Source organism: Nocardia altamirensis NBRC 108246, assembly GCF_001612685.1.
GTDB classification, from domain to species: domain Bacteria; phylum Actinomycetota; class Actinomycetes; order Mycobacteriales; family Mycobacteriaceae; genus Nocardia; species Nocardia altamirensis.
Map to the genome: position 1 here is coordinate 1 of NZ_BDAY01000053.1, position 23,240 is coordinate 23,240.

Here is a 23,240-nt window from a genome sequence, read left to right on the forward strand (position 1 = left end):
CCCCGGGCTCGCACGGCAAGTAACCCGAACCCCGCAACCCCCTGTCGAATTGCTCGACAGGGGGTTTGTGCATTGCTCGCACTAGGCCTTGCGCACCGGGCGAGCCGACAGCAGACGCTCGAAAATCAGTCCGCGAAAGGCGCTTTGGTCCGGCCGACGAGATCGGCAACGGAATCGAGCACCATCGTCGGGCGGTAGGGATACGCCTCGACCGACGAGCGGGTGGAGATGCCCGTGGTGACCAGGATCGTGCGCATCCCGGCTTCCAGCCCGGAGATGACGTCGGTGTCCATCCGGTCGCCGATCATCACCGTCGACTGCGAGTGCGCGCCGATCCGCCGCAGCGCCGACCGCATCATCAGCGGGTTGGGTTTGCCGACGTAGTACGGGTCGCGCCCGGTGGCACGGGTGATCAGCGCGGCCACCGAACCGGTGGCGGGCAGTGATCCGTCGCGAGACGGGCCGGTCGGGTCCGGGTTGGTCGCGATGAAGCTCGCGCCGCGCTCGATCAGGCGGATCGCGGTGGTGATCGCCTCGAAGGAGTAGTTGCGGGTCTCGCCGAGCACCACGTAGTCGGGTTCGCTGTCGGTGAGCACGTAGCCGATCTCGTGCAGCGCGGTGGTGAGGCCGGATTCGCCGACCACGTACGCGGTTCCGTTGGGCCGCTGCTCGTTCAGGAAGGTGGCGGTAGCCAGCGCCGAGGTCCAGATCGCCTCTTCCGGAATGTCCAGGCCGGTGTGGCGCAGCCTGGCCTGCAGGTCGCGCGGGGTGCGGATCGAGTTGTTGGTCAGCACCAGGAACGGGGTCGCGTTGGCGCGCAGCTCGGCGAGGAACTCGTCGGCGCCGGGCACCAGGTGGTCCTCGTGGACCAGCACCCCGTCCATGTCGGTGAGATAGGACAGGATCGGTTCAGCTTCGGTCACCAGACAATTGTCCGCTATCCGACGGAGTCCGTGGGGTAGGACCGAGTCGATGCGACCCTTCGCACACCGGAGGGCGTCGTTGACGATGGTCGGCGCGAAGGTATTCGACGGCGGGCCGACGCGATGCGACCCTTCGCGCACCGCGGAGCCGCGCTGACTATGGTCGGAGACGGCCGTGTGACGCGCGCGGACAGAGCTCATGCGATCGCCGCGACGCGGGAACGTCCGCGCACCGGCGGCGGTTGTAGCGAGACGGGACCGCGGCGTGTCTGCGGCGGACAACGGTGTGCGGGACCGCCCGCACAGGTGTGCAGCGAAGCGACAGGAGTGGCGCACATGGGTGACCTCAAACTCGGATACAAGGCGTCGGCGGAACAGTTCGGACCGCGGGAACTGGTGGAAATCGCGGTGCTCGCCGAGGAACACGGCCTCGACAGCGCGACCGTGAGCGATCACTTCCAGCCGTGGCGGCACAAGGGCGGGCATGCGCCGTTCTCGCTGGCCTGGATGGCCGCGGTCGGCGAGCGCACCAAGCGGATCCAGCTCGGCACCTCGGTGCTCACCCCCACCTTCCGGTACAACCCCGCGGTGATCGCCCAGGCGTTCGCGACCATGGGCTGTCTGTACCCGGACCGGGTCATGCTCGGTGTCGGCTCCGGTGAGGCGCTCAACGAGATCGCCACCGGATACACCGGCGAATGGCCGGAATTCAAGGAGCGTTTCGCGCGGCTGCGGGAGTCGGTCGAGCTGATGCGCGCGCTGTGGACCGGCGATCGGGTCGACTTCGACGGGCAGTACTACCGCACCGTCGGCGCCTCCATCTACGACGTGCCCAAGGGCGGCATCCCGGTCTATGTCGCCGCGGGCGGACCGCTGGTCGCGCGCTACGCGGGCCGCGCGGGTGACGGCTTCATCTGCACCTCGGGCAAGGGCATGGACCTCTACACCGAGAAGCTGATGCCCGCCGTCGCGGAGGGCGCCGCGAAGGCAGGCCGCACCGTCGACGACATCGACAGGATGATCGAGATCAAGATCTCCTACGACACCGATCCCGAACTGGCACTGGAGAACACCCGCTTCTGGGCCCCGCTGAGCCTGACCGCCGAGCAGAAGCACAGCATCACCGACCCGATCGAGATGGAAGCCGCCGCCGACGCGCTGCCGATCGAGCAGATCGCCAAGCGCTGGATCGTCGCCAGCGACCCCGACCAGGCCGTCGACCAGATCAAGCCCTACCTCGACGCAGGCCTCAACCACCTGGTCTTCCACGCCCCCGGCCACGACCAGCGCCGCTTCCTCGACCTCTTCCAGCGCGACCTCGGTCCCCGCCTGCGCGCCCTCGCCTGACCTCGGGTGCGCCGCACCGACGTGTGGCTGAAACACCGACGCCGCACCGCCTTTTCGGCGGTGCGGCGTCGGCGTTTGTGCTGACTAGACCCGGCGGAGGGCGAAGATGCGGAGGTTGCGGGTGGTGCGGTCGCGGTAGGCGGCGTAGGCGCCGGTGATGTCGACGAAGCGGGCGAAGACGGCGTCCTTGTCGGCGTCGTCGACCAGGGTGGCGTTGACCGGGAGTCGCTGGCCGGCGATGGTGACGGTCGCGGCGGGGTTGGCCAGCAGGTTGGCGGTCCAGGCCGGGTGGTGTTCCTGACCGAAGTTGCTGCCGATGACGTACAGCACGTCGCCGTCGTGCACGTGCAGCAGCGGCTGGGTGCGCGGCTGGCCGGACTTGCGCCCGATGGTGGTCAACAGGATCAGCGGCGCGCCGATCGGGCCGAGCACGGTGTACTTGGCGTCGGTGCGCTCCAGCACCGCGCGATCCAGCGGGGTGAGCTTGCGGATCAGCCAGGAGCCGGGCTTGGTCGCGGCGAACTTGTTCGCGCCGCGGGAAACTGCGGTCGTGCGTGAACCCCATTGCCGGGTCGGAAACTGCTGAGCCATGCCCGGGACTATATCGGCGATCGGTGGTGCCGGAGACCCGTGCGAACCCCGGTCGCCGGGCGCAGCGATGACGAGTCGGCCGATCCTGTTGCCGCAACCGACGACCGTGGGTGACGACGGTCTCGCGGGGGCGTCCTGATTGCCGGTTGTTCACTAAGCTCTGAACCATGGCCGATCACGCTTCATCCACCGTGTACATCGCCTCGCCAGAGGGGGACACCGGCAAGTCGACGGTGGCACTCGGGGTGCTGCAGATGTTGTGCGCGACCACCGCACGGGTGGGTGTGTTCCGCCCGATCACCCGGTCGACCACCGAACCCGACTACATCCTCGAGCTGTTGCTCGAGCACAGCACCGCCGACATCGACTACGCGCAGGCCACCGGCGTCACCTACGAGCAGGTGCACGCCGACCCGGACGCCGCGATCAGCGAGATCGTGATGCGCTTCCACGACGTCGCGAAGGTGTGCGACGCGGTGGTGATCGTCGGCAGCGACTACACCGATGTGGCCAGCCCGAGCGAACTGCGCTTCAACGCCAGGATCGCGGTGAACCTCGGCGCGCCGGTGCTGCTCGTGCTGCGCGGCTCCGGCCGCACCCCGACCGAGGTGAAGCATCTCGCCGAGCTGTGCGCCAGCGAACTCGCCCTCGAACACGCGCAGTTGGCCGCGATCATCGCCAACCGCTGTGACCCGGCCAAGCTCGACGAGATCCGTTCCGCACTCAGCGGATTCGACGTCCCGTCCTGGACGCTGCCCGAGGTGCCGCTGCTGATCGCGCCGACGATGGCCGAACTGTGCAGCGCCATCGACGGCGAAATGTACAGCGGCGAACAGGAATTGCTGCAGCGCGAGGCGCTGAAGATCATGGTCGGCGGCATGACGGTCGAACACATCTTGGAGCGCTTGGTCGACGGCGTCGTGGTGATCGCGCCGGGTGACCGGTCCGACGTGCTGCTCGGTGTCGTGAACGCCCATGAGGCGGACGGCTTTCCGTCGCTGTCGGGCATCATCATGAACGGTGGCATGCTGCCGCATCCCGCGGTGGCCAGGCTGATGACCGGGTTGAAGCCGAAGCTGCCGATCCTCACCACCGAACTCGGCACCTACGACGCCGCGAGCGCCGCCTACCGCACCAGGGGCCGGATGTCGGCGGGCAGCCCACGCAAGGTCGACACCGCGCTCGCGCTGATGGAGGAGCATGTCGACGCCGCGGAGTTGTTGCGGCGCATCGAGGTTCCGCTCACCTCCGTGGTGACGCCGCAGATGTTCGAGTATCAGCTCATCGAGCGCGCCAGGGCCGACCGCAAGTGCATCGTGCTGCCCGAGGGCGACGACGACCGGATCCTGCGCGCGGCGGGACGGGTGCTGCAGCGCAAGATCGCCGACCTGGTCATCCTCGGTGACGAGTCGGCCGTGCGGGCCCGTGCCGCCGAACTCGGCGTCGACATCTCGGCCGCACAGGTGCTCGATCCACGCACCTCCGGCTACTTGGACGAATTCGCCAAGGAGTACACCGAACTCCGCAAGCACAAGGGCATGACCGTGGAGCGGGCCCGCGAAACCATGTCCGACATCTCGTATTTCGGCACCATGATGGTCTACAAGGGCATCGCCGACGGCATGGTGTCCGGTGCCGCGCACACCACCGCGCACACCATCCGGCCGTCCTTCGAGATCATCAAGACGGTGCCTGGCGTGTCCACCGTGTCGAGCGTGTTCCTCATGTGCCTGGCCGACCGGGTGCTCGCCTACGGTGACTGCGCGGTGGTCCCGGATCCGACCTCGGAGCAGCTGGCCGATATCGCGATCTCCTCGGCGGCCACGGCGTCCCGGTTCGGCATCGAACCGCGGATCGCGATGCTGTCCTATTCGACCGGCGAATCCGGCAGCGGCGCCGATGTGGACAAGGTGCGGGTGGCGACGAAGCTGGTGCGCGAGCGCGCGCCGGAACTGCCGGTGGAGGGCCCGATCCAGTACGACGCGGCGATCGAGCCGACCGTGGCCACCACCAAGCTGCCCGATTCCGAGGTGGCAGGCCGGGCAACGGTGTTCGTGTTTCCCGACCTCAATACCGGCAACAACACCTACAAGGCGGTGCAGCGCAGCGCGGGTGCGATTGCCATAGGCCCGGTGCTGCAGGGGCTGCGTAAGCCGGTCAACGATCTGTCCCGCGGTGCGCTGGTCGCCGACATCGTCAATACGGTGGCGATCACGGCGATCCAGGCGCAGGGCGAATGACGGTGTCTTTCGCGACACAGCGGTATTCCGGCCGGAACAGTGGCCGTGCGGCCATGGTTGCTGAGAGAGTGCGGGGTCGCCGGACGACGGCGATCCGCGGGACACAGGAGGCATGATGACTGCGGCGGCCGACGACCAGGTGCTGGTGATCAATTCCGGCTCCTCCTCCATCAAATACCAACTCCTCGACCCGGAATCGGGCGTGGTGACCGCGTCCGGCATCGTCGAGCGGATCGGTGAGGCCGACGGCGGGATCGAGCATCACGCCGACGGGAAAACCACCGAGCATCGCGGCCCGATCGTTGATCACACGGCCGGGCTGCGGCTGGTCTTCCAGATGTTCGCCGACACCGGGCACGACCTTGCCGAAGCGGGCGTGCACGCGGTCGGGCACCGGGTGGTGCACGGCGGCGAGGTCTTCTACCGGCCGACGCTCATCGACGACGACGTGGTCGCCGCCATCTCGGACCTGTCTTCGCTTGCCCCGCTGCACAATCCGGCGAACGTGGCGGGCATCGAGAGCGCACGGGCCTTGCTGCCGGACGTGCCGCAGGTCGCCGTGTTCGACACCGCGTTCTTCCACGGCCTGCCCGACGCCGCCAAGACCTACGCCATCGACGCGAAAGTAGCCGCCGCGCACGGCATTCGGAAGTACGGCTTCCACGGCACCTCGCACGAATACGTCTCCGGCCAGGTCGCCGAGCTGCTCGGCCGCGACCCGGCGGAACTGAATCAGATTGTCTTCCACCTTGGTAACGGCGCCTCGGCCTCCGCGATCCGCGGCGGCAACGCGGTCGACACCACGATGGGCCTGACCCCGCTGGAGGGTCTGGTGATGGGCACCAGGTCCGGTGACATCGATCCCGGCATCGTCGCGCATCTGGTGCGCTCCGCCCACCTGGACATCGACCAGGTCGACACCCTGCTGAACCGCGACTCCGGCATCAAGGGCCTGTCCGGCGTCAACGACTTCCGCGAGTTGCAGCGCCTCATCGACAACGGCGACACCGCAGCCGAACTCGCCTACAACGTCTACATCCACCGCCTCCGCCGCTACCTCGGCGCCTACCTGATCGACCTGGGCGGCGTAGACGCGATCACCTTCACCGCGGGCGTCGGCGAAAACAGCCCCCAGGTCCGCGCCGACGCCCTGGCCGGCCTGTCCCGCTTCGGCATCGAGGTCGACCCGACCGCCAACACCGCGAAAGACCGCTCCGCCCGCCGCATCTCACCACCAGGCGCAGAAGTCACAGTCCTCGTCGTCCCGACAAACGAGGAACTCGCAATAGCCAGAGCCGCCAGCCAGGTAGTCGCCGAATCAGCATGACCCCGGCAAACCCACACGCCAACAACTTATTTCGCGAGTACATGGGTAGCTCGCCGGGCATGGGCCAACTCCACCAATACCCAGCCGGCCGCCAAACGTTCCTCGCCGCACACCTAGGTCTGGCCAAAAACTCGGAGAGGCGGGGGAGCGCCCGGTCGGCGGGGAAAGACCGACCGGGCGGGACCTGCCGCCGGAACGGCTGCGCACTGACCGTTTCCAGCCGCCGCATGCCTTGCCGGAGGGCAGTCCGGTGGCGGTGACCTGGGTCAGCCGAGGGCAGGCTGGGCAGGTGGCATGCGGTGGGCCGGGTGGGTTCGGTGCGAACTCGATCCGGTAGAGAGGATGCCGGAGTGATCATGAGGTTTTCGTGAGGGTGTCAGACCCAGGTTTTGGCGCGGATGGTGTTTGCCAGGTCGACCAGGGCGTAGCGGTGGTTGCGTCCTGGGGCGCTGCGGGCCAGGGCGCGCAGGCCTGCCTCGGTGCCCGCGCGGAGCTCGCGTTCGGTGAACGGCGCGCCGAACAGGCTGGCGTCGGGGCGTTTCGGGGTGTTGCCGGCTTGCAGCCAGGCCAGTGCGGCGCCGAGCACGAGAACGCGCATCTGGACGGCTCTGCCTTCGCCGGTCGGGAGGCTCTGGACTCGGGATGCGGTGACGTGCAGTGTCGACTCGTCGAGGTCGGCCACCGGTGACGCGGTGAGCAATAGGAGCACCGCCGTCATCCGCGCGGTGGTGAAATGCCGTGAGGCGGCGGGTACTTCGTCGAGGGCGTGCACGGCGTCGACCACCCGGTCGGCCGCGGCGAGCTGCCTGGCGAGGCCGAACGCGGCGCTCACCACCGCACGGTCGGTGCGCCATACCGTGGCGTAGAACTTTTCCGCATAGTCTCGCCACTGTTCCGGGTCCGGTGAATCCCAGTTCTGCAGGACGAGTTCCGCTGTCGCGGCCAGCGCCAGTTTGGGCCCGATTTCGCCGGGCAGCACTTGCAGCACATCGTCGAAGAGGGCGAACGCCTTTTCGTACTCGAGGTCGAGCAGCTGGGCCAGTCCGCGGAACCAGCTGACGCGCCAATCGTTTTCGGGCAGCCGGGACAGTAGATCGAGCACCGCCGCTGACTCGCCGAGGTCGAGCCGCATTCGCGCCTCGGCCAGCGTCATCTCCAGATCCAGTGTCTCGGACGCAGTGTCGGGGTCGGCCCCGGCGCGCTCTCGGGCGGCCCGCAGCGCCTCCAGCGACCGCGCAGGTTCGGGGTGGACGGTCGAGGCAAGCAGCGGTGCGGACGGGTCCGCCGCGTCGATCAACGGGACGGGCAGCGCCGCAACCACATCCCGCGCGTTGAGCTGCTTGCTGCGGGCGTGACCGTCGGCGTAGGCGTCGGTCTGGCTGATCAGTTCCTCGGTGCCGAAGCTGGCCCGCGGCGGGCTGAATACCGTCGACAGCTGCGGATGTTCGGTCGCGGTCTCCATCGCCAGAATTTCCCGCAGCACGCCGGACAGCTGCGCGGACATGGCGCGGGCGGTGGGGAATCGACGTTCGGGATCCGGGTCGGTCGCGCAGAGCAGCAGCCGATGGAAGAATTCGTAGCGCGCCAGCACCGGATGGTCCGCCGGATCGGGAATGCCGTCGAGATACCGTCCCTGTTCCATCGGCATCTCGACGGTGAGCACGGCAAGGGTGCGTCCGACGGTGTAGATGTCGGAGGCGACGGTCGGCCCGGTCTTCGCGATTTCCGGCGCCTGGAATCCTCTGGTGCCGTAGAGATTTCCGTACGACTCGATGGTGGCGACCGCGCCGAGGTCGATCAGCTTCACCTGGTCTTCGGTGACCATGATGTTGTCGGGCTTGAGATCGTTGTAGGTCAACCCGATCGAATGCAGATAGTCCAGCGCGGGCAGGATCTCGAGCAGGTACGCGATCGCCTCGGCCACCGGCATCCGGTGCGGCCGCTCGTAGGAGTTGAGGATGTCGCGCAGCGACCGGCCGCCGACGTACTCCATGACGATGTAGCCGATCGGCGCACCGTCGTCGTCGGTGTGCTCGACGAAGTTGTGGATCTTGACGATGCTGGGATGTGCCACCTCGGCGAGGAATTGGCGCTCGGCGACGGCGACGGCTTGCGCCTCGGCGTCGCCGGTGTGCAGCAGGCCCTTCAGCACCACCCAGCGATCGCTGACATTGCGGTCGATCGCCAGATAGATCCAGCCGAGCCCGCCGTGCGCGATACAGCCCTGGACCTCGTACTGCGCGGAGACGATGTCGCCCTCGTGCAGCGAAGGCCGGAAATCATAAGCGGCACCGCAGGTTTCGCAGGTGCCCGCGGTCACCGCAGGCCGGGTGGCGCTGGCCCGGCCGACCGGATTGCCGCACCGCCAGCAGAACCGTTTGCCTTCGGAGACAACAGGATCGGACAGCACGGCGGCGCGCGGATCGGACGGCGTGACCGTCGGGATGGGCACCAGCCCACCGCCGAGCTTGCGCACGGTCGGCCGGGACCGCGCCGTGCGCACGCTGCGGCCCGAGGTCCGCATCGTCGCCGCCGAATCCGGTTCGGAGTCGGTACGCCACGCGCCGACAACGGTTTCCGCCGAGGCCGACGGCGGCGTCGCGCTCGGCCCACGCCAGCCCCTGGCGAGCTCCGTGTGCGCCGTGGCCGGATGCCTGCCTCGCGCATTCGGCGGCGTCGGGGTGTCGTCCTGGTCGGGGGTCGGATCGTCGTCAGCTGTGTTCATCTGCCGTCAGTCCAGATAATTCGGTGCGGGCGGCCCCGGCGACGGGCCGAGGACCGACAGCCACCGCTGGTAGATGCGATTCCAGGTGCCGTCGTTGCGGATGCGGTCGAGGGTGCCGTTCACGAAGCGCACGAGGTCGTCGTTGCCCTGGGAGATGCCGATGCCGTACGGCTCGACGCTGATGCTGTCGCCGACGACCTGGGTGTAGGGGTCCTGCGCGGCGAGCCCGGCCAGGATGGAGTCGTCGGTGCTGACCGCGTCGACCTGGCGCTGCTGCAAGACGACCAGGCAGTCGGCCCAGGTCGGCACGGTGAGGACGGTCGCGGCGGGTTGATCGTGCCGGATGTGGTCGAGCGACGTGGTGCCGCGCACGATGCACACCCGCTTGCCTGCCAGGTCGGCGATGCTGTCGATGCCGGAGTTCTTCATCGCAAGCACGCGTTGATTGGCCCGCAGGTACACGGTGGAGAAGGTCACCTTCTGCCGCCGTTCGCAGGTGATCGTCATGGTTTTCGCGACGATGTCGACGGTGCGGTTCTGTAGTGCGTTTTCCCGGTCGGCTGAGCCGAGGCTGCGCCATTCGATCAGGTCAGGGCTGCCGAGCAGGTCGCGGGCGATCTCCCTGGCGATGTCGGCGTCGAAACCGACGATGGTGCCGGTGATCGGATCGCGGAAGCTGAACAGGTTGCTGCCCGCGTCCAAGCCGACCACCAGTCGGCCGCGGGCGCGGATCGCGTCGATCGCGAGCCCCCGGGCCGCTGGGCCGCCGCCTGCCGGGCGCAGGCTGGCCGTCGGGTCGCCGCACTGCTGGCCGGCCGGTGTCGGGATCGGCGAATCCGTCAACACCGGAATGGCTTTGGCGGGCAGCGGGGGATCGGTGTACTTGACTGTCTTGGCAGGCAGCCCGGATGGCGCCTCGTTGGTGCAGCCGCCGACCAGCGCCACGGCGGCGATCGCGATGGCCAGCAGGGCGCGCCCCGGTCTCACCGGTACTCCCGCAGCCGAGGCCAGAGCCCGATGCCGACGCAGCCCGCGGCGGTGATGCCGAGCACCAGCGCGCCGGGGGCCATGAAGTCGAGTGCTCGTGCCGCCCGGGAGATGTTGTCGCGCAACGTGTCCCGTGTCTTGTTGATGCCTTGCTCCAATGCTTTGTCCAATGCGTCCACTTGCGCGGCGGCATCCGCGGCGCCAGGGCCGGTCGCCACCGTCGCCGCGCCGTTGTAGTCGCCGCGTGCCAGTGTGTCGTTCATCCGCTGATGCGCGACCCGCCAACGGCCAAGCGCAGGAATGGCATTGCGCACGTCCTCGGCGGCGGGCGCGGACTTCGGGTAACCGCCGAGCAATTCGGCGAGGCGGGCGATGTTCGCGTCGTAGGTCCGGTCGTAGTCGCCGGTCGCGTCCCGGCTCACCAGTTTCAACGTCTCCGCCGAACGCGCCTGCTGCGCCAGGATCCGGCTCTCGGTCAGCCGGGAGGCGGGCACCGCGCCGTCGTCGCGGCCGTGGATCATCGACGCGGCCGACACCGATCCCGCGATCACCGTCCACGCCAACAACATCAGCACCGCGCCCGAGGCGAGGAGCAGCCCGGGATTGAGCACGCGCCGCCAGCGCTTCGCCAAATCGATCTGGCCCCACACCAGTGCCGCCGCGGTGACGAGCAACAGCACGATGGCGGTCCACGGCGGCCGGACGTGGTTGCGCTGTGCTTCGGTCACCGCCGCCGAGCGACGGTTCTGCAGCTCTTCGGCCATCGGCAGCACCGTCGTCTGCATCTGGTTCGACGCTTCGCTGAGATAGGCGGCGCCGACCGGATATCCGCTGCGATTGTTCGTCCGCGCGGTCTCCACCACCCCCGTGTACACCGGCAGGCTGGTGGCAATTCCGGTGCGCAACTGGGTATCCGCGCTGTCGACGCCAACGGCGATGGGTCCGGCGGCGCGTCCGGACTGGCCGACCAATTCCGCGGCGGCCTCGCCGATCGCCTGGCTGTACCGATCGCGGACCGACTGCGGCTCCAGCCCACCCGCGATGAACGCGGTGCTCGCCGCCGCGTCGGCGATGGACAACGACGTATAGAGGCGGTGCGCCGAATACGCGTCCGGTTCGGTGTCGTCGAGCAGGACGTCCAGTGCTTGCTGCCGCTCGCCCACCGTCGCGGCGGTCACCCACCCGGCGGCCACGCACAGCCCGATGAGCAACAGCCCGATCGCGATCAACCGCCCCGGCGAGGACTTGGCGAACAGCCGCAACCTGGTCGGGTCGAGCTGTTCGCGTAGGACCATGCTGCGCAGGACAGCGGGGCTGTCCCTTGCGCCTGGCTCGGCGGTCTCTGACGGCTGAAGCATTGCCGTCGTCTGCTCGGTCCGAGCCATGTCCACCTCCCCAGTCTGGGCCGCATTCGCGGATTTCTCGACGGGATCGACCGGATAGCCGATCGCGCTGTGCTAGTTGTCGCGGAGTTTATTGTGGTCGTAGTGGTGCCGCGGCGTGTGAAACACCCCTGATTGGCAGTGTGACGTGGCACCCGAGTTGCTGGATGAGGATGGGTGCGAATGCGTGGTGACGGTGACGGCTGGTCGCGCGACCCCGATGGATTGCGGCGGTGGGGCCGGTTCGGCGCCGCCGGACTGCTGCTGCGTGCCCCGCTCGCGGACGGCGGATCCGCGGTGCTGATGCAGCATCGCGCGCCGTGGAGTCATCAGGGCGGCACCTGGGCGCTGCCCGGCGGCGCCCGCGACAGCCACGAGACGCCGGTGCATGCCGCGGTGCGTGAGGCGTGGGAGGAAGCGGGCATCAACCCCGCCGATGTTCGGGTGCGCAGCGAGCGGGTGACCGCGTCCGTCCCGAGCGGGTGGACCTACACCACGGTGGTCGCCGACGCCGTGACGACCCTGCCGACCAGCCGAAACCGGGAGAGCTCCGAGCTCGCCTGGATTCCGGAGGCCGAGGTCGATGCCAGGCTGCTGCACCCGGGGTTCGCCGCGGCATGGCCCGCGTTGCGCGCCGCCCCCGCCCGCGTCTGCCCCGACGAGCTCGAGTCCGACCGCGCCGTCGCCGCCGCACTGCCGCGCACGGTCGACCTCGCCGACCAAGGATTCTTCTGGCTGCACACCGATCCCGACGGGCCAGGCGACTGCGTCCGGATCGTCGATCCCGACGCCGCGTCGCACAACGGCGCTTCCGTCGATTCGGTGCTCTCGCTCACCCGAGGCCAAGTGCTGTCCTGACGAGGTTCGCTCGCTCACGAGGAATTCGCGAGCAGCACCGATTTCAGTTCGCGTGCCGCGGTCTGCGGGTCGTTCGCCTCGGTGATCGCGCGCACCACGACGATGCGATCCGCGCCCGCCGCCAGCGCATCCGGCAGGTTTTCCAGGTCGATGCCGCCGATCGCGAACCACGGCCTGGTCGGATGGGCGTCCGCGGTGGATCGGACCAACTCGATGCCTGCGGCCTGCCTGCCCGGCTTGGTCGGGGTCGCGTACACCGGTCCGGTGCAGAAGTAATCGATGTGTTCGTCGATCGCGGCGAGCCCGGCCTGTGCCCGGTTGTGGGTGGAGCGCCCGATCACCACGTCCGGTCCGAGGATGCGGCGCGCGTACCAGGGCGGCAGGTCACCCTGCCCGAGGTGCAGGATGTCGGCGCCTGCGGCGAGCGCGATATCGGCGCGATCGTTCACCGCGACCAGCGCGCCGTGCCTGCGGGCCGCCGCCTTGAGCTCGGCTAGCGCGCCCAACTCGGCGCGCGCTTCCAGCGGGCCGAACTTCGCCTCGCCGGGCGAACCCTTGTCTCTGAGCTGGATGATGTCGACTCCACCCGCGAGCGCGGCTTCCGCGAACCTGGCGAGATCGCCCTTCTCCCGTCGGGCGTCGGTGCAGAGATAGAGCCGAGCGGTGGCCAAGCGCTCCCGTGGCGATGCGGGTCGATGGGGGTGGGAGGGTTGCACGCCCTCGACCGTAGCCGCGCTAACGTGGTGATGCGAACGGCGGCGTGAGAGGCAGGTGGAGCGAATGCGGACACTGGCCGTCGTCGGTGGCGGCGTCATCGGCCTCGGTGTGGCCTGGCGGGCCGCCGAGGCGGGTTGGTCGGTCAGCCTGTTCGATCCGGCCGTCGGCACCGGCGCCTCCTGGGTCGCGGGTGGCATGCTCGCGCCGTTGTCCGAGGGCTGGCCGGGGGAGGACCTGGTGCTCGCGTTCGGCGCCGCATCGCTGGCGCGCTGGCCCGATTTCGCCGCCAGGCTCGAAAAGGCCTCGGGTGTCTCGGTCTTCGTCGCCGACTCGACATTGACCGTCGCGCTGGACGCGGCCGACGCCGCCGATCTGCGCACCGTCGCCGACTGGGTCGGTGGCCGTGGTCACGAACTCCAGGTCGTCGACCGGGCAGGCGTGCGCGCGCTGGAGCCGATGCTCGCGCGTACGGTGCGGGCCGGGCTGCACGCGCCCGAACCCGCGATCGACAATCGCCGCTTGCTCGCCGCGCTGCGCCAGGCGGCGGAGACGGCGGGCGTGCGGTTCCATGCCGAATCGGTGGACGCGCTGGACGCGCTCCCGCACGATCGGATCGTCCTCGCCGCCGGTGCGGCCGTCGCCCGGCTGTGGCCTGGGCTGCCGGTCCGCCCGGTCAAGGGCGAGATCTTGCGCTTGCGCGCCCGCCCAGGCGTTGCCCCTGCCCCGAGCCGGGTGGTCCGGGCCAGGGTGCACGGACGCGCGGTGTACCTGGTGCCCCGCGCCGACGGAATCGTGGTCGGCGCAACACAATACGAGGCAGGTTTCGACACCGCGGTGACCGTCGCCGGTGTCCGTGACCTGATCGCCGACGCCGAGGCGATCTTTCCCGGCATCGGCGAATACGAGCTGGCCGAGGCCAACGCGGGCTCGCGACCGGGCACCCCGGACAACCTGCCCCTGCTCGGCCCGCTGACCGACCGGGTGCTGGCCGCCACCGGCCACGGCCGCAACGGCATGCTGACCATGCCGCTCACCGTGGACGCGGTGCTCGCCCAGCTCGCCGGAACACCGTTGCCCGAGGCGGAACCCGCCGACCCGCAACGTTTCTCGACGGCGCACCCGTCGTCGCCCTTGTCATCCGCAGGAGGTATTCGATGACTTCGACATCCATCCCCATCGGCGTCACCGTGAACGGCACCGATCACGAGTTCGCCGAAACCCTCACGGTGCGTGAGCTGCTCAGCAGGCTGGAGCTGCCGTCGCAGGGCATCGCGCTCGCGGTGGACGGCGCGGTGTTCCCGAAGTCCCGCTGGGACGAGCCGGTCGGGCGCGGGTGGCAGATCGAGGTGCTGACGGCGGTCCAGGGTGGCTGAGGATTACGCGCCGCTGCGGATCGCGGACCGGGAGTTCGGTTCTCGGCTCATCATGGGCACCGGTGGCGCGGACAACCTTGCCGTGCTCGAGGAGGCGCTGGTCGCCTCCGGCACCGAGCTCACGACGGTCGCCATGCGCCGGGTCGACGCCGCGGGCGGCACCGGCGTGCTCGATCTGTTGAAGCGCCTCGACATCGCGCCGCTGCCCAACACCGCGGGGTGTCGCACCGCCGCGGAGGCGGTGCTCACCGCGCAGCTGGCCCGCGAGGCGCTCGGCACCGACTGGGTCAAGCTGGAGGTGGTCGCCGACGACCGGACCCTGCTGCCCGATCCGATCGAATTGCTCACCGCCGCAGAGCAGTTGGTCGACGACGGTTTCGTCGTGCTGCCCTACACCACGGACGACCCGATCCTGGCGCGTCGGCTCGAGGACGCGGGCTGCGTCGCGGTGATGCCGCTCGGGGCGCCGATCGGCACCGGCCTCGGCATCGGCAACCCGCACAACATCGAGATGATCGTCGCGGAGGCGAAGGTCCCCGTCATTCTGGACGCGGGCATCGGCACCGCCAGTGACGCCGCCCTCGCCATGGAGCTCGGCTGCTCGGCGGTCCTGCTCGCCACCGCGGTGACCAGAGCCCGTCGACCCGAAGTGATGGCCGCGGCCATGGCGGCCGCCGTGCGCGCGGGCTATCTGGCGCGCGAGGCGGGGCGAATTCCCAAGCGCTTCTGGGCACAGGCGTCCTCGCCCGCCCGCTGACCTGGGCGATTGTCGAAAGGCGGCCGCTCAGGGGGCGGTCCGCCTTTGGTCAGGGTCTCGGTCGGGGTAGGCAGGGGGTGCGGTCATCCTCAGGGATGAGGAGACACGAAACTTTGTAGTGACGCGCAGCGCGGAGTTTTCCGGAATGCTGGTCACCATGATCGAGCTGAGAGGGCTGACCAAGCACTACGGGCAGACCGTTGCGGTTCAGGATCTCTCCTTCACCGTTCGTCCAGGACAGGTGACAGGGTTCCTTGGCCCGAACGGCGCCGGTAAGTCGACGACGATGCGGATGATCCTCGGGCTGGACAAGCCCACCGCGGGAACCGCACTCATTCAAGGCAAGCCGTACCGAGAACTGGACCATCCCTTGCGTACCGTCGGCGCGCTGCTCGACGCGAAGTGGGTGCACCCGAATCGTTCGGCGCGCGCCCACCTCGAGTGGATGGCCGCCTCCAACGACATCCCCAAGTCGCGGGTGGAGGACGTGCTGCGGCTGGTCGGCCTGTCCGAGGTGGCAGGCAAGGCCGCTGGCGGTTTCTCCCTCGGCATGTCCCAGCGGCTCGGCCTGGCCGGCGCGCTGCTCGGCGACCCGCAGGTGCTGCTGTTCGACGAGCCGGTCAACGGCCTCGACCCGGAGGGCATCCTGTGGATCCGCCGGTTCATGCAGCGACTGGCCGCCGAGGGCCGCACGGTGCTGGTCTCCAGCCACCTGCTCTCGGAGATGGCGCAGACCGCCGAGCACCTCGTGGTGATCGGGCGCGGCCAGCTGATCTCCGATTCGACCACCCAGGAATTCATCGAGCGCGCCTCCGAGCAGTCGGTGCGGGTGCGCAGCCCCCAGCTCGACCAGCTGCGCAGCGTGCTCACCTCCAACGGCATGACGGTCAAGGAAGACGGATCAGGCCAGGACGGCCCCGCGCTCGTCGTGGCTGGCGTGACCAGTGACGCGGTCGGCAAGCTGGCAGGCGCCAACGACATCACCCTGTTCGAGCTCGCGCCGCAGCGTGCCTCGCTCGAGGAGGCGTTCATGCGGATGACCGGTGGCGCCGTGCAGTACCACGGCGAAGGCTTCGATCAGGTGATGGGAGGTGCGCTCTGATGGGCGTGCTGGCAGCAGAACGAATCAAGCTCACCTCGACCAAGTCGCCGTGGTGGTGCTCGGCCATCGTGGTTGTGCTCGGCATCGGCCTGGCCGCGCTGTTCTCCCTCGTGGTGAAGTCCTCCGGCGATGAGCCGACGCAGGGCACGCCGACCCTGGATGTGAGCACTGCGACCTCCGGCGTTGTCGGCTTCGGCGTGATGGTCCTGATGATCATGGCCGCGTTGACGGTGACCAGCGAATACCGCTTCGGGGTCATCCGGACGACGTTCCAGGCCGTGCCGAATCGGATCAAGGTGCTGACCACCAAGACCTTGCTGGTCGGCGGGTTCAGTGCCGTGCTCACCACGGTGCTCGCCTTCGTCGCCGTCGGCGTCGCCAAGGCCATCGGTGGATCGGCGCCGGGCGCGAACCTCGACCTGGACGGGCAATGGCGTGCCGTCTACGGCATTCCGATCTACGCGTTCCTGATGATCGCGGTCGCCATCGGTGTCGGCGTCCTGGTCCGGCAGTCCGCGGCGGCGATCTCGCTGATCGTGCTGTGGTCGCTGCTGATCGAGCCGCTGCTCGGCGCCTTCGGTAGCTTCGGCCGCAACGTCGGGCCGTTCCTGCCCTTCCAGAACGCCAGCCACTTTCTCAGCGTCTCGGAGTCGGGCGCCAACTGGCACTGGGGTCCGTGGGGCAGCCTGCTGTACTTCGTCGCCTTCGTCGCGATCGTCTACGGCGCCGCGCTGATCATGATCAACCAGCGCGACGCGTAAAACCAGACCACCCGAGTTGCCTTCCCTCGCCACTCGGGTTGTGGGCGCCGACCTTGTCGGGAGGATCGCGCGCCCCCTGCACCGCCCCGCCACTGCCCGGCGGACGGTGTGACCACCGGCCCGGTGTGAATTCCCCTTTCACACCGGGCCGGTGGTGTTGTGGGAGGGCGGCATTATTGCGGGCTGATGGCTCATGTGAATACTGCGGAAACTGTGAAATATGCCGCTGTGTCGGCGTGAAATCCGCGAGTAGAGTCGGGGCCAGCAACCAGCTCGTTATCTATCCGCGGCCCCAATGATGTGCCCGCTTCGTCCGTCGGGAGGTAGCAGGTGGCCATGATCAGTGATCCGCCAGCCGCAGGTCGGCTGAGATACCCTCTGGGCGTGAGCGAAACACCTTCCGGCGGTGCTGCGCCAGGGTCGGAGCCGGAAGACAACGACGGCATCCCCCCCGAGGTCACCATCCCGCTGGTGCCCGTCGATGGCGACGGACCCCTCCGGCGATCGGGGGCTGGACTGCGCAAGGGTCAGCTCTCCTCGCTGATGAATGTCGCGAACAACCGATCGGATCTGATCGGCGTGCTCCGCAAGGCGCGTGAGCAGCTCCCCGGTGACCCGTCTTTCGGTGATCCACTGTCGGTTTCGGGCCCCGGCGGCGCCCGTGCGGTGGCCCGCGCCGCCGACAAACTGGTCGGTGACACTCCGAGCGCGGCCAGGGAGATCGGCTTCGGCGCGCTGCAGGTCTGGCAGGCCATGCTGGAGCGCGTCGGCCGCGGCAAAGGTAACGCAGAGGTAACTGTGATGTTCACCGATCTGGTGGCGTTCTCCAGCTGGTCCCTCTCCGCGGGCGACGAGGCGACGCTGGAACTGCTGCGCAGGGTCGCGAAGGCCATCGAGCCGCCGATCGCCGAACGCGGCGGTCAGGTGGTCAAGCGGATGGGCGACGGCGTGATGGCCGTGTTCCCCTCGGCCGAACGCGCGGTCCGTGCCGCGATCAATGCCAAGCGCAACCTGGTCGACGTCAAGGTGCGCGACTACCGCCCGCAGATGCGGATCGGGCTGCACACCGGTTCGCCGAGGGAGATCGGCGGCGACTGGCTCGGCGTCGACGTCACCATCGCGGCGCGCGTGATGGAAGCGGGCGGCAACGGCAACACCATGCTGTCCGAGGCGACGCTGGAGGCGTTGCGACCCGAGACCCTCACGGAGCTCGGCTACGCGGTGAAGCCGTACCGCCGCAGCTTCTTTGCCGCACCACTGAGCGGAGTCCCAGAGGACCTGCGGATCTTCCGGCTCTCCGAAGGCTGAAATTTTTTGGCCGCGCGGGTGCTCGTAAGATTCGCGCTGTACGAGGTGGGGTAGCGGGTCAGCTTCCGATCCACCAGGCAGCACCGCCGGCTATGGCCAGTGCTGCGCAGACTGCGAGTCCGATGGACAGCGGGCGGGCGGTTTTCCAGGTTGTGTAGGCGCCGCCGAGCAGGAATCCGGCGAGGGCGAACAGCAGGATCACGGTGACATCGGTGGGCACCGTGCCATTGTGCTCTGCCCGCTTTGCGCCTATTTTTCGGCTATAGCGCAGTGATCTGAACCACACGCCATTAACAAGCACGCGTGCTTGCTTTTTTCGGAATACGGTGTGATGCTGAGTTCGCCAGGCCATCGCACAGGAGGCTTACCCACTGATGAGTACGCTGTCCGCCGACCCGGAAGTGCTGCGCGTCGGCAACTGTTCCGGGTTCTACGGCGACCGATTCGGGGCGATGCGCGAGATGCTCGAAGGCGGGCACCTCGACGTGCTCACCGGCGACTATCTCGCCGAGCTCACCATGCTGATCCTCGGCCGCGACCGGATGAAGGATCCGAGCCTCGGTTACGCCAAGACCTTCGTCAAACAAATCGAGGACTGCCTCGGTCTCGCGCTGGAGCGCAACGTCCAGATCGTCACGAACGCGGGCGGGCTCAATCCCGCCGGGCTCGCGGAGAAGCTGCGCAAGGTGGCCGCCGATCTCGGCCTCGACGCAAAGATCGGGCACGTCGAGGGCGACGATTTGGTCGCTCGCGCAGGCGAACTCGGCCTCGGTGCGCCCCTCACCGCCAACGCCTACCTCGGCGCGTGGGGCATCGTCGAATGCCTCAACGCGGGCGCCGACATCGTTGTCACCGGCCGGGTCACCGACGCCTCGGTGATCGTCGGCCCTGCGGCGGCTCACTTCGGTTGGGGCCGTACCGATTACGACGCCCTCGCGGGCGCGGTGGTGGCCGGGCACGTCATCGAGTGCAGCACGCAGGCCACCGGCGGCAACTTCGCGTTCTTCACCGAGCTCGCCGATCTGGGCAGGCCTGGCTTTCCGATCGCCGAAATCCGCAGGGACGGAAGCAGCGTCATCACCAAGCACGACGGCACCGGCGGCGCGGTCACGGTGGACACCGTCGAAGCCCAGCTCATGTACGAGATCCAGGGCGCGCGCTATGCCGGACCGGACGTCACCGCGCGCCTCGACTCGATCCGGCTCGCGTCGGATGGTCCCGATCGAGTGCTGATCAGCGGCGTCGTCGGTGAGGCGCCGCCCGCGCAGCTGAAGGTTTCGCTGAATACGCTCGGCGGCTTCCGCAACGAGATGGAATTCATCCTCACCGGGCTCGATATCGAAGCGAAAGCCGCACTGGCGCAACGGCAGCTGGAGTCCTGGCTGCCGACCAAGCCCGCGGAGCTCGACTGGACGCTCGCGCGGCTCGACCGCCAGGATGCCGACACCGAGGAACAGGCCAGCGCCCTCTTGCGCTGCGTGGTCCGGGATCCGGATCCGAACAAGGTCGGACGCGCCTTCTCCAACGTCGCGGTCGAACTGGCACTGGCCAGTTACCCGGGCTGCAGCTTCACCACGTTGCCCGGCAACGGTGGACCCTACGGCGTCTACACCCCCGGCTATGTCGAGGCGACCGAGGTGCCGCACGTCGCGGTGCTGCCGGACGGTTCGCGCGTCGATGTCGCGCCGTCCACGGACACGCTGACACTGGTCGAGGTCGCCGAGCCTGCGCTGCCTGAACCGTTGTCCGCCGGGGAAACTCGGCGTGCACCGCTCGGCGCGGTCGCCCTCGCCCGCAGCGGCGACAAGGGCGGCAATGCCAACGTCGGGGTGTGGGTCCGCACCGACGCGCAGTGGCGGTGGCTGGTGCACACGTTGACCGTCGCACGGGTCAAGGAGTTGTTGCCCGAGGCCGCTCCGCTGACGGTGACCAGGCATGTGCTGCCCAATCTGCGTGCCGTGAACTTCATCATCGAAGGCCTACTCGGACAAGGCGTCGCCTATCAGGCGCGCTTCGATCCGCAGGCCAAGGGGCTCGGCGAATGGCTGCGGTCTCGTCATCTCGACATTCCATTGGAGTTGTTGCCATGAACCACGTGAGTCCGTGGAACACCCCCGAGCGGCGCGAATTGCGTGCCACGGTACGGGGTTTCGCAGAGCGTGACGTGCTGCCCTACCTGGATGCGTGGGAGCGCGACGGCGAGATCCCGCGTGAACTGCACAAGAAGGCGGGCGCGCTCGGCCTGCTCGGCATCCAATTCCCGGAATCCGCAGGTGGTTCCGGCGGTGACGGCATCGACGCGATGATCGTCTGCGAAGAGATGCACCAGGCCGGGTGCTCCGGCGGCCTGTTCGCGTCGCTGTTCACCTGCGGTATCGCGGTGCCGCACATGATCGCCTCCGGCAACGCCGACCACATCGAACGCTGGGTGCGCCCGACCCTGGCCGGGGAGAAGATCGGCTCGCTGGCCATCACCGAACCCGGCGGCGGTTCCGACGTCGGCCACCTCACCACCACCGCGCGCCGCGACGGCGACCACTACCTCGTCAACGGCGCCAAGACCTTCATCACCTCCGCCTGCCGCGCCGACTACGTGGTCACCGCGGTGCGCACGGGCGGGCCTGGCTCCAGCGGGATTTCGCTGCTCGTGGTGGAGAAGGGCACGCCGGGCTTCACGGTCAGCCGCAAGCTCGACAAGATGGGCTGGCTGGCCTCCGACACCGCGGAACTGTCGTACGTGGATGTGCGGGTGCCCGCGGCGAACCTGGTCGGCCCGGAGAATTCCGGCTTCTTCCAGATCGCGGGCGCCTTCGTCAGCGAGCGCGTCGGCCTTGCCGTGCAGGCGTATTCGAGCGCGCAGCGCTGCCTCGACCTCACCCTGGACTGGGTGCGCAGCCGGGAAACCTTCGGCCGCCCGCTGATCAGCAGGCAGGCCGTGCAGAACACGGTCACCGAGATGGCGCGGCGCATCGACGTGGCCCGCGTCTACACCCGGGATGTGGCCCAGCGCAGCGCGAACGGCGAGACCGACCTGATCGCCGAGGTCTGCTTCGCCAAGAACACCGCGGTCGAAGCGGGCGAGTGGGTCGCCAATCAGGCGGTCCAGCTGTTCGGTGGGCTCGGCTACATGCGTGAGTCCGAGGTGGAACGCCAGTACCGCGACATGCGCATCCTCGGCATCGGTGGCGGCACCACCGAGATCCTGACCGGCCTAGCCGCAAAGCGATTGGGGTACCAGTCTTGACGACACTACGGAGCACCCTCGATACCGCGGCGCCGGAGTACGCCGCCGCGGCGGAAGCCATGACAGCCAAGCTGACCGAGGTGGAGGGCGAATTCGCCAAGGCCATCGAGGGTGGCGGGCCGGAGAAGCTGGCTCGGCACCGCAAGCGCGGCAAGCTGACCGCGCGCGAGCGCGTCGAGTTGCTCATCGACGAGGACTCGCCGTTCCTCGAGCTCTGCCCGCTGGCGGGCTGGGGCAGCGAATTCCACGTCGGCGCAAGCACTATCGCAGGCATCGGGATCGTCGAGGGTGTCGAGTGCATGATCGTCGCGCCCGATCCGACCGTGCGCGGCGGCACCTCGAACCCGTGGACGCTGCGAAAGACGTTGCGCATCAACGACATCGTCCGAGAGAACCGGCTGCCGGTGATCTCACTCGTCGAATCCGGCGGCGCGGATCTGCCGACGCAGAAGGAAGTCTTCGTCCCCGGCGGCCGGATGTTCCGCGATCTCACTCAGGCCTCGGCCGCGGGCATTCCGACCATCGCGCTCGTCTTCGGCAACTCGACCGCGGGCGGCGCGTACATCCCGGGCATGTCCGACCACGTGGTGATGATCAAGGAACGCTCCAAGGTATTCCTCGGCGGCCCACCGCTGGTCAAGATGGCCACCGGTGAGGAGTCCGACGACGAATCGCTCGGCGGCGCCGACATGCACGCCCGGGTCTCGGGTCTGGCGGACTACTACGCGGTCGACGAGCAGGACGCGATCCGCCTCGGCCGCGCCATCGTCAAGCGGCTCAACTGGCGCAAGCAGGGGCCCGCGCCCCGCGCCGAGGTCATCGAGCCGCGGTACGACCCGGAGGACCTGCTCGGCATCGTCCCCTCCGATCTCAAGATCCCGTTCGATCCGCGCGAGGTGATCGCGCGCATCGTCGACGGCTCCGATTTCGACGAGTTCAAGCCGCTCTACGGCAGCAGCCTGGTCACCGGATGGGCTGAACTGCACGGGTATCCGATCGGCATCCTTGCCAACGCCCGCGGCGTGCTTTTCTCCGAGGAGTCGCAGAAGGCGACCCAGTTCATCCAGCTGGCCAACAAGTCGAATACGCCACTGTTGTTCCTGCACAACACCACCGGCTACATGGTCGGCAAGGAGTACGAGCAGAAGGGCATCATCAAGCACGGCGCGATGATGATCAACGCAGTCTCCAATTCGAAGGTGCCGCACATCTCGGTGCTGATGGGCGCCTCCTACGGCGCAGGGCACTACGGCATGTGCGGGCGCGCCTACGATCCGCGCTTCGTCTTCGCCTGGCCGAGTGCGAAATCCGCCGTCATGGGCGGCGCGCAACTGGCCGGCGTCATCTCGATCGTCGGCAGGGCCGCGGCCGAGGCCAAGGGGCAGCCGTTCAACGAGGAGGCCGACGCCGGGATGCGCGCCATGATCGAGGCGCAGATCGAGGCGGAGTCGCTGGCCATGTTCATGTCGGGGCGGCTGTACGACGACGGTGTCATCGATCCCCGCGATACCCGCACGGTGTTGGGAATGTCCTTGTCGGCCATTCACAATGCCCCGATCAAAGGCGCCGATGGCTTCGGCGTCTTCCGAATGTGAGGG

General features: G+C 68.5%; 20 protein-coding genes. 13 read left to right on the forward strand and 7 right to left on the reverse strand.

Annotated features, from left to right (window positions below; all coding sequences use genetic code 11):
* Positions 1-125: 125 nt before the first annotated feature.
* Positions 126-884 (reverse strand): HAD-IIA family hydrolase, encoded by a 759-nt coding sequence (locus NA11_RS26665; RefSeq protein ID WP_069164823.1) that lies wholly within the window; start codon positions 882-884, stop codon positions 126-128.
* A gap of 375 nt (positions 885-1,259) precedes the next feature.
* Here NA11_RS26665 and fgd point away from each other — a divergent pair, with 375 nt between their 5' ends.
* A complete protein-coding gene (gene fgd / locus NA11_RS26670; RefSeq protein ID WP_069164757.1) occupies positions 1,260-2,270 on the forward strand; it encodes a glucose-6-phosphate dehydrogenase (coenzyme-F420) in 1,011 nt (336 codons plus the stop codon).
* An 84-nt stretch (positions 2,271-2,354) separates the two neighbouring features.
* On the opposite strand, the gene NA11_RS26675 is transcribed toward fgd, so the two are convergent.
* Entirely contained in the window at positions 2,355-2,861 is a 507-nt protein-coding gene (locus NA11_RS26675; RefSeq protein WP_069164758.1) for a nitroreductase family deazaflavin-dependent oxidoreductase, read from the reverse strand.
* A 167-nt stretch (positions 2,862-3,028) separates the two neighbouring features.
* Here NA11_RS26675 and pta point away from each other — a divergent pair, with 167 nt between their 5' ends.
* Together pta and NA11_RS26685 are read left to right on the forward strand one after the other, a co-directional pair.
* Positions 3,029-5,101 (forward strand): phosphate acetyltransferase, encoded by a 2,073-nt coding sequence (pta, locus tag NA11_RS26680; RefSeq protein ID WP_069164759.1) that lies wholly within the window; start codon positions 3,029-3,031, stop codon positions 5,099-5,101.
* Between the two features lie 115 nt (positions 5,102-5,216).
* Positions 5,217-6,428, forward strand: a complete 1,212-nt coding sequence (locus NA11_RS26685; RefSeq protein WP_069164824.1) for an acetate kinase — start codon at positions 5,217-5,219, stop codon at positions 6,426-6,428.
* Positions 6,429-6,804: 376 nt separating this feature from the next.
* On the opposite strand, the gene NA11_RS26690 is transcribed toward NA11_RS26685, so the two are convergent.
* Genes NA11_RS26690 through NA11_RS26700 form a run of 3 tightly spaced genes read right to left on the reverse strand, consistent with a single transcriptional unit; the run spans position 6,805 to position 11,525 of the window.
* Positions 6,805-9,153, reverse strand: coding sequence for a serine/threonine-protein kinase PknG (locus NA11_RS26690; protein WP_069164760.1), 2,349 nt, complete (start codon positions 9,151-9,153; stop codon positions 6,805-6,807).
* A 6-nt stretch (positions 9,154-9,159) separates the two neighbouring features.
* Positions 9,160-10,140: a glutamate ABC transporter substrate-binding protein gene (locus tag NA11_RS26695; protein WP_069164761.1), complete on the reverse strand. Its 981-nt coding sequence runs from the start codon at positions 10,138-10,140 to the stop codon at positions 9,160-9,162.
* Complete coding sequence (locus tag NA11_RS26700; protein ID WP_069164825.1) at positions 10,137-11,525, reverse strand: GlnX family signal transduction membrane protein; 1,389 nt, start codon at positions 11,523-11,525, stop codon at positions 10,137-10,139. The genes NA11_RS26695 and NA11_RS26700 overlap by 4 nt, the downstream gene beginning before the upstream one ends.
* A gap of 180 nt (positions 11,526-11,705) precedes the next feature.
* Here NA11_RS26700 and NA11_RS26705 point away from each other — a divergent pair, with 180 nt between their 5' ends.
* Entirely contained in the window at positions 11,706-12,380 is a 675-nt protein-coding gene (locus NA11_RS26705) for an NUDIX hydrolase (RefSeq protein ID WP_069164762.1), read from the forward strand.
* 14 nt (positions 12,381-12,394) lie between these two features.
* On the opposite strand, the gene thiE is transcribed toward NA11_RS26705, so the two are convergent.
* The gene (gene thiE / locus NA11_RS26710) at positions 12,395-13,096 is read right to left on the reverse strand and encodes a thiamine phosphate synthase (protein WP_069164763.1); all 702 of its coding nucleotides are present in this window, start codon (positions 13,094-13,096) and stop codon (positions 12,395-12,397) included.
* Positions 13,097-13,160: 64 nt separating this feature from the next.
* On the opposite strand from thiE, the gene thiO reads away from it, so the two are divergent.
* The 6 genes from thiO to NA11_RS26740 all read left to right on the forward strand — a co-directional run bounded on the left by thiO (position 13,161) and on the right by NA11_RS26740 (position 18,398).
* Positions 13,161-14,255 (forward strand): glycine oxidase ThiO, encoded by a 1,095-nt coding sequence (gene thiO, locus NA11_RS26715; RefSeq protein ID WP_069164764.1) that lies wholly within the window; start codon positions 13,161-13,163, stop codon positions 14,253-14,255.
* The gene (thiS, locus tag NA11_RS26720) at positions 14,252-14,470 is read left to right on the forward strand and encodes a sulfur carrier protein ThiS (protein ID WP_069164765.1); all 219 of its coding nucleotides are present in this window, start codon (positions 14,252-14,254) and stop codon (positions 14,468-14,470) included. The genes thiO and thiS overlap by 4 nt, the downstream gene beginning before the upstream one ends.
* Positions 14,463-15,227 (forward strand): thiazole synthase, encoded by a 765-nt coding sequence (locus tag NA11_RS26725; protein WP_069164766.1) that lies wholly within the window; start codon positions 14,463-14,465, stop codon positions 15,225-15,227. Before thiS ends, NA11_RS26725 begins: the two co-directional genes overlap by 8 nt.
* A 157-nt stretch (positions 15,228-15,384) precedes the next feature.
* On the forward strand, positions 15,385-16,329 hold the full coding sequence (locus NA11_RS26730) for an ABC transporter ATP-binding protein (protein ID WP_069164826.1): 945 nt from the start codon (positions 15,385-15,387) through the stop codon (positions 16,327-16,329).
* Entirely contained in the window at positions 16,329-17,090 is a 762-nt protein-coding gene (locus NA11_RS26735) for an ABC-2 transporter permease family protein (RefSeq protein ID WP_069164767.1), read from the forward strand. Before NA11_RS26730 ends, NA11_RS26735 begins: the two co-directional genes overlap by 1 nt.
* A 384-nt stretch (positions 17,091-17,474) precedes the next feature.
* Positions 17,475-18,398 carry an adenylate/guanylate cyclase domain-containing protein gene (locus NA11_RS26740; protein ID WP_174567735.1) on the forward strand — a complete coding sequence of 308 codons (924 nt, stop codon included), beginning with the start codon at positions 17,475-17,477 and terminating at the stop codon, positions 18,396-18,398.
* 58 nt (positions 18,399-18,456) lie between these two features.
* On the opposite strand, the gene NA11_RS45845 is transcribed toward NA11_RS26740, so the two are convergent.
* Positions 18,457-18,618, reverse strand: a complete 162-nt coding sequence (locus NA11_RS45845; protein ID WP_167837738.1) for a CG2302 family histidine operon protein — start codon at positions 18,616-18,618, stop codon at positions 18,457-18,459.
* Positions 18,619-18,772: 154 nt separating this feature from the next.
* On the opposite strand from NA11_RS45845, the gene NA11_RS26745 reads away from it, so the two are divergent.
* From NA11_RS26745 to NA11_RS26755, 3 genes are read left to right on the forward strand one after another with little or no spacing between them, the layout of a single operon-like run.
* Entirely contained in the window at positions 18,773-20,488 is a 1,716-nt protein-coding gene (locus NA11_RS26745) for an acyclic terpene utilization AtuA family protein (RefSeq protein WP_069164768.1), read from the forward strand.
* A gap of 5 nt (positions 20,489-20,493) precedes the next feature.
* A complete protein-coding gene (locus NA11_RS26750; RefSeq protein ID WP_069164828.1) occupies positions 20,494-21,642 on the forward strand; it encodes an acyl-CoA dehydrogenase family protein in 1,149 nt (382 codons plus the stop codon).
* Positions 21,639-23,237 carry an acyl-CoA carboxylase subunit beta gene (locus NA11_RS26755; protein ID WP_069164769.1) on the forward strand — a complete coding sequence of 533 codons (1,599 nt, stop codon included), beginning with the start codon at positions 21,639-21,641 and terminating at the stop codon, positions 23,235-23,237. The genes NA11_RS26750 and NA11_RS26755 overlap by 4 nt, the downstream gene beginning before the upstream one ends.
* Positions 23,238-23,240 lie beyond the last annotated feature (3 nt).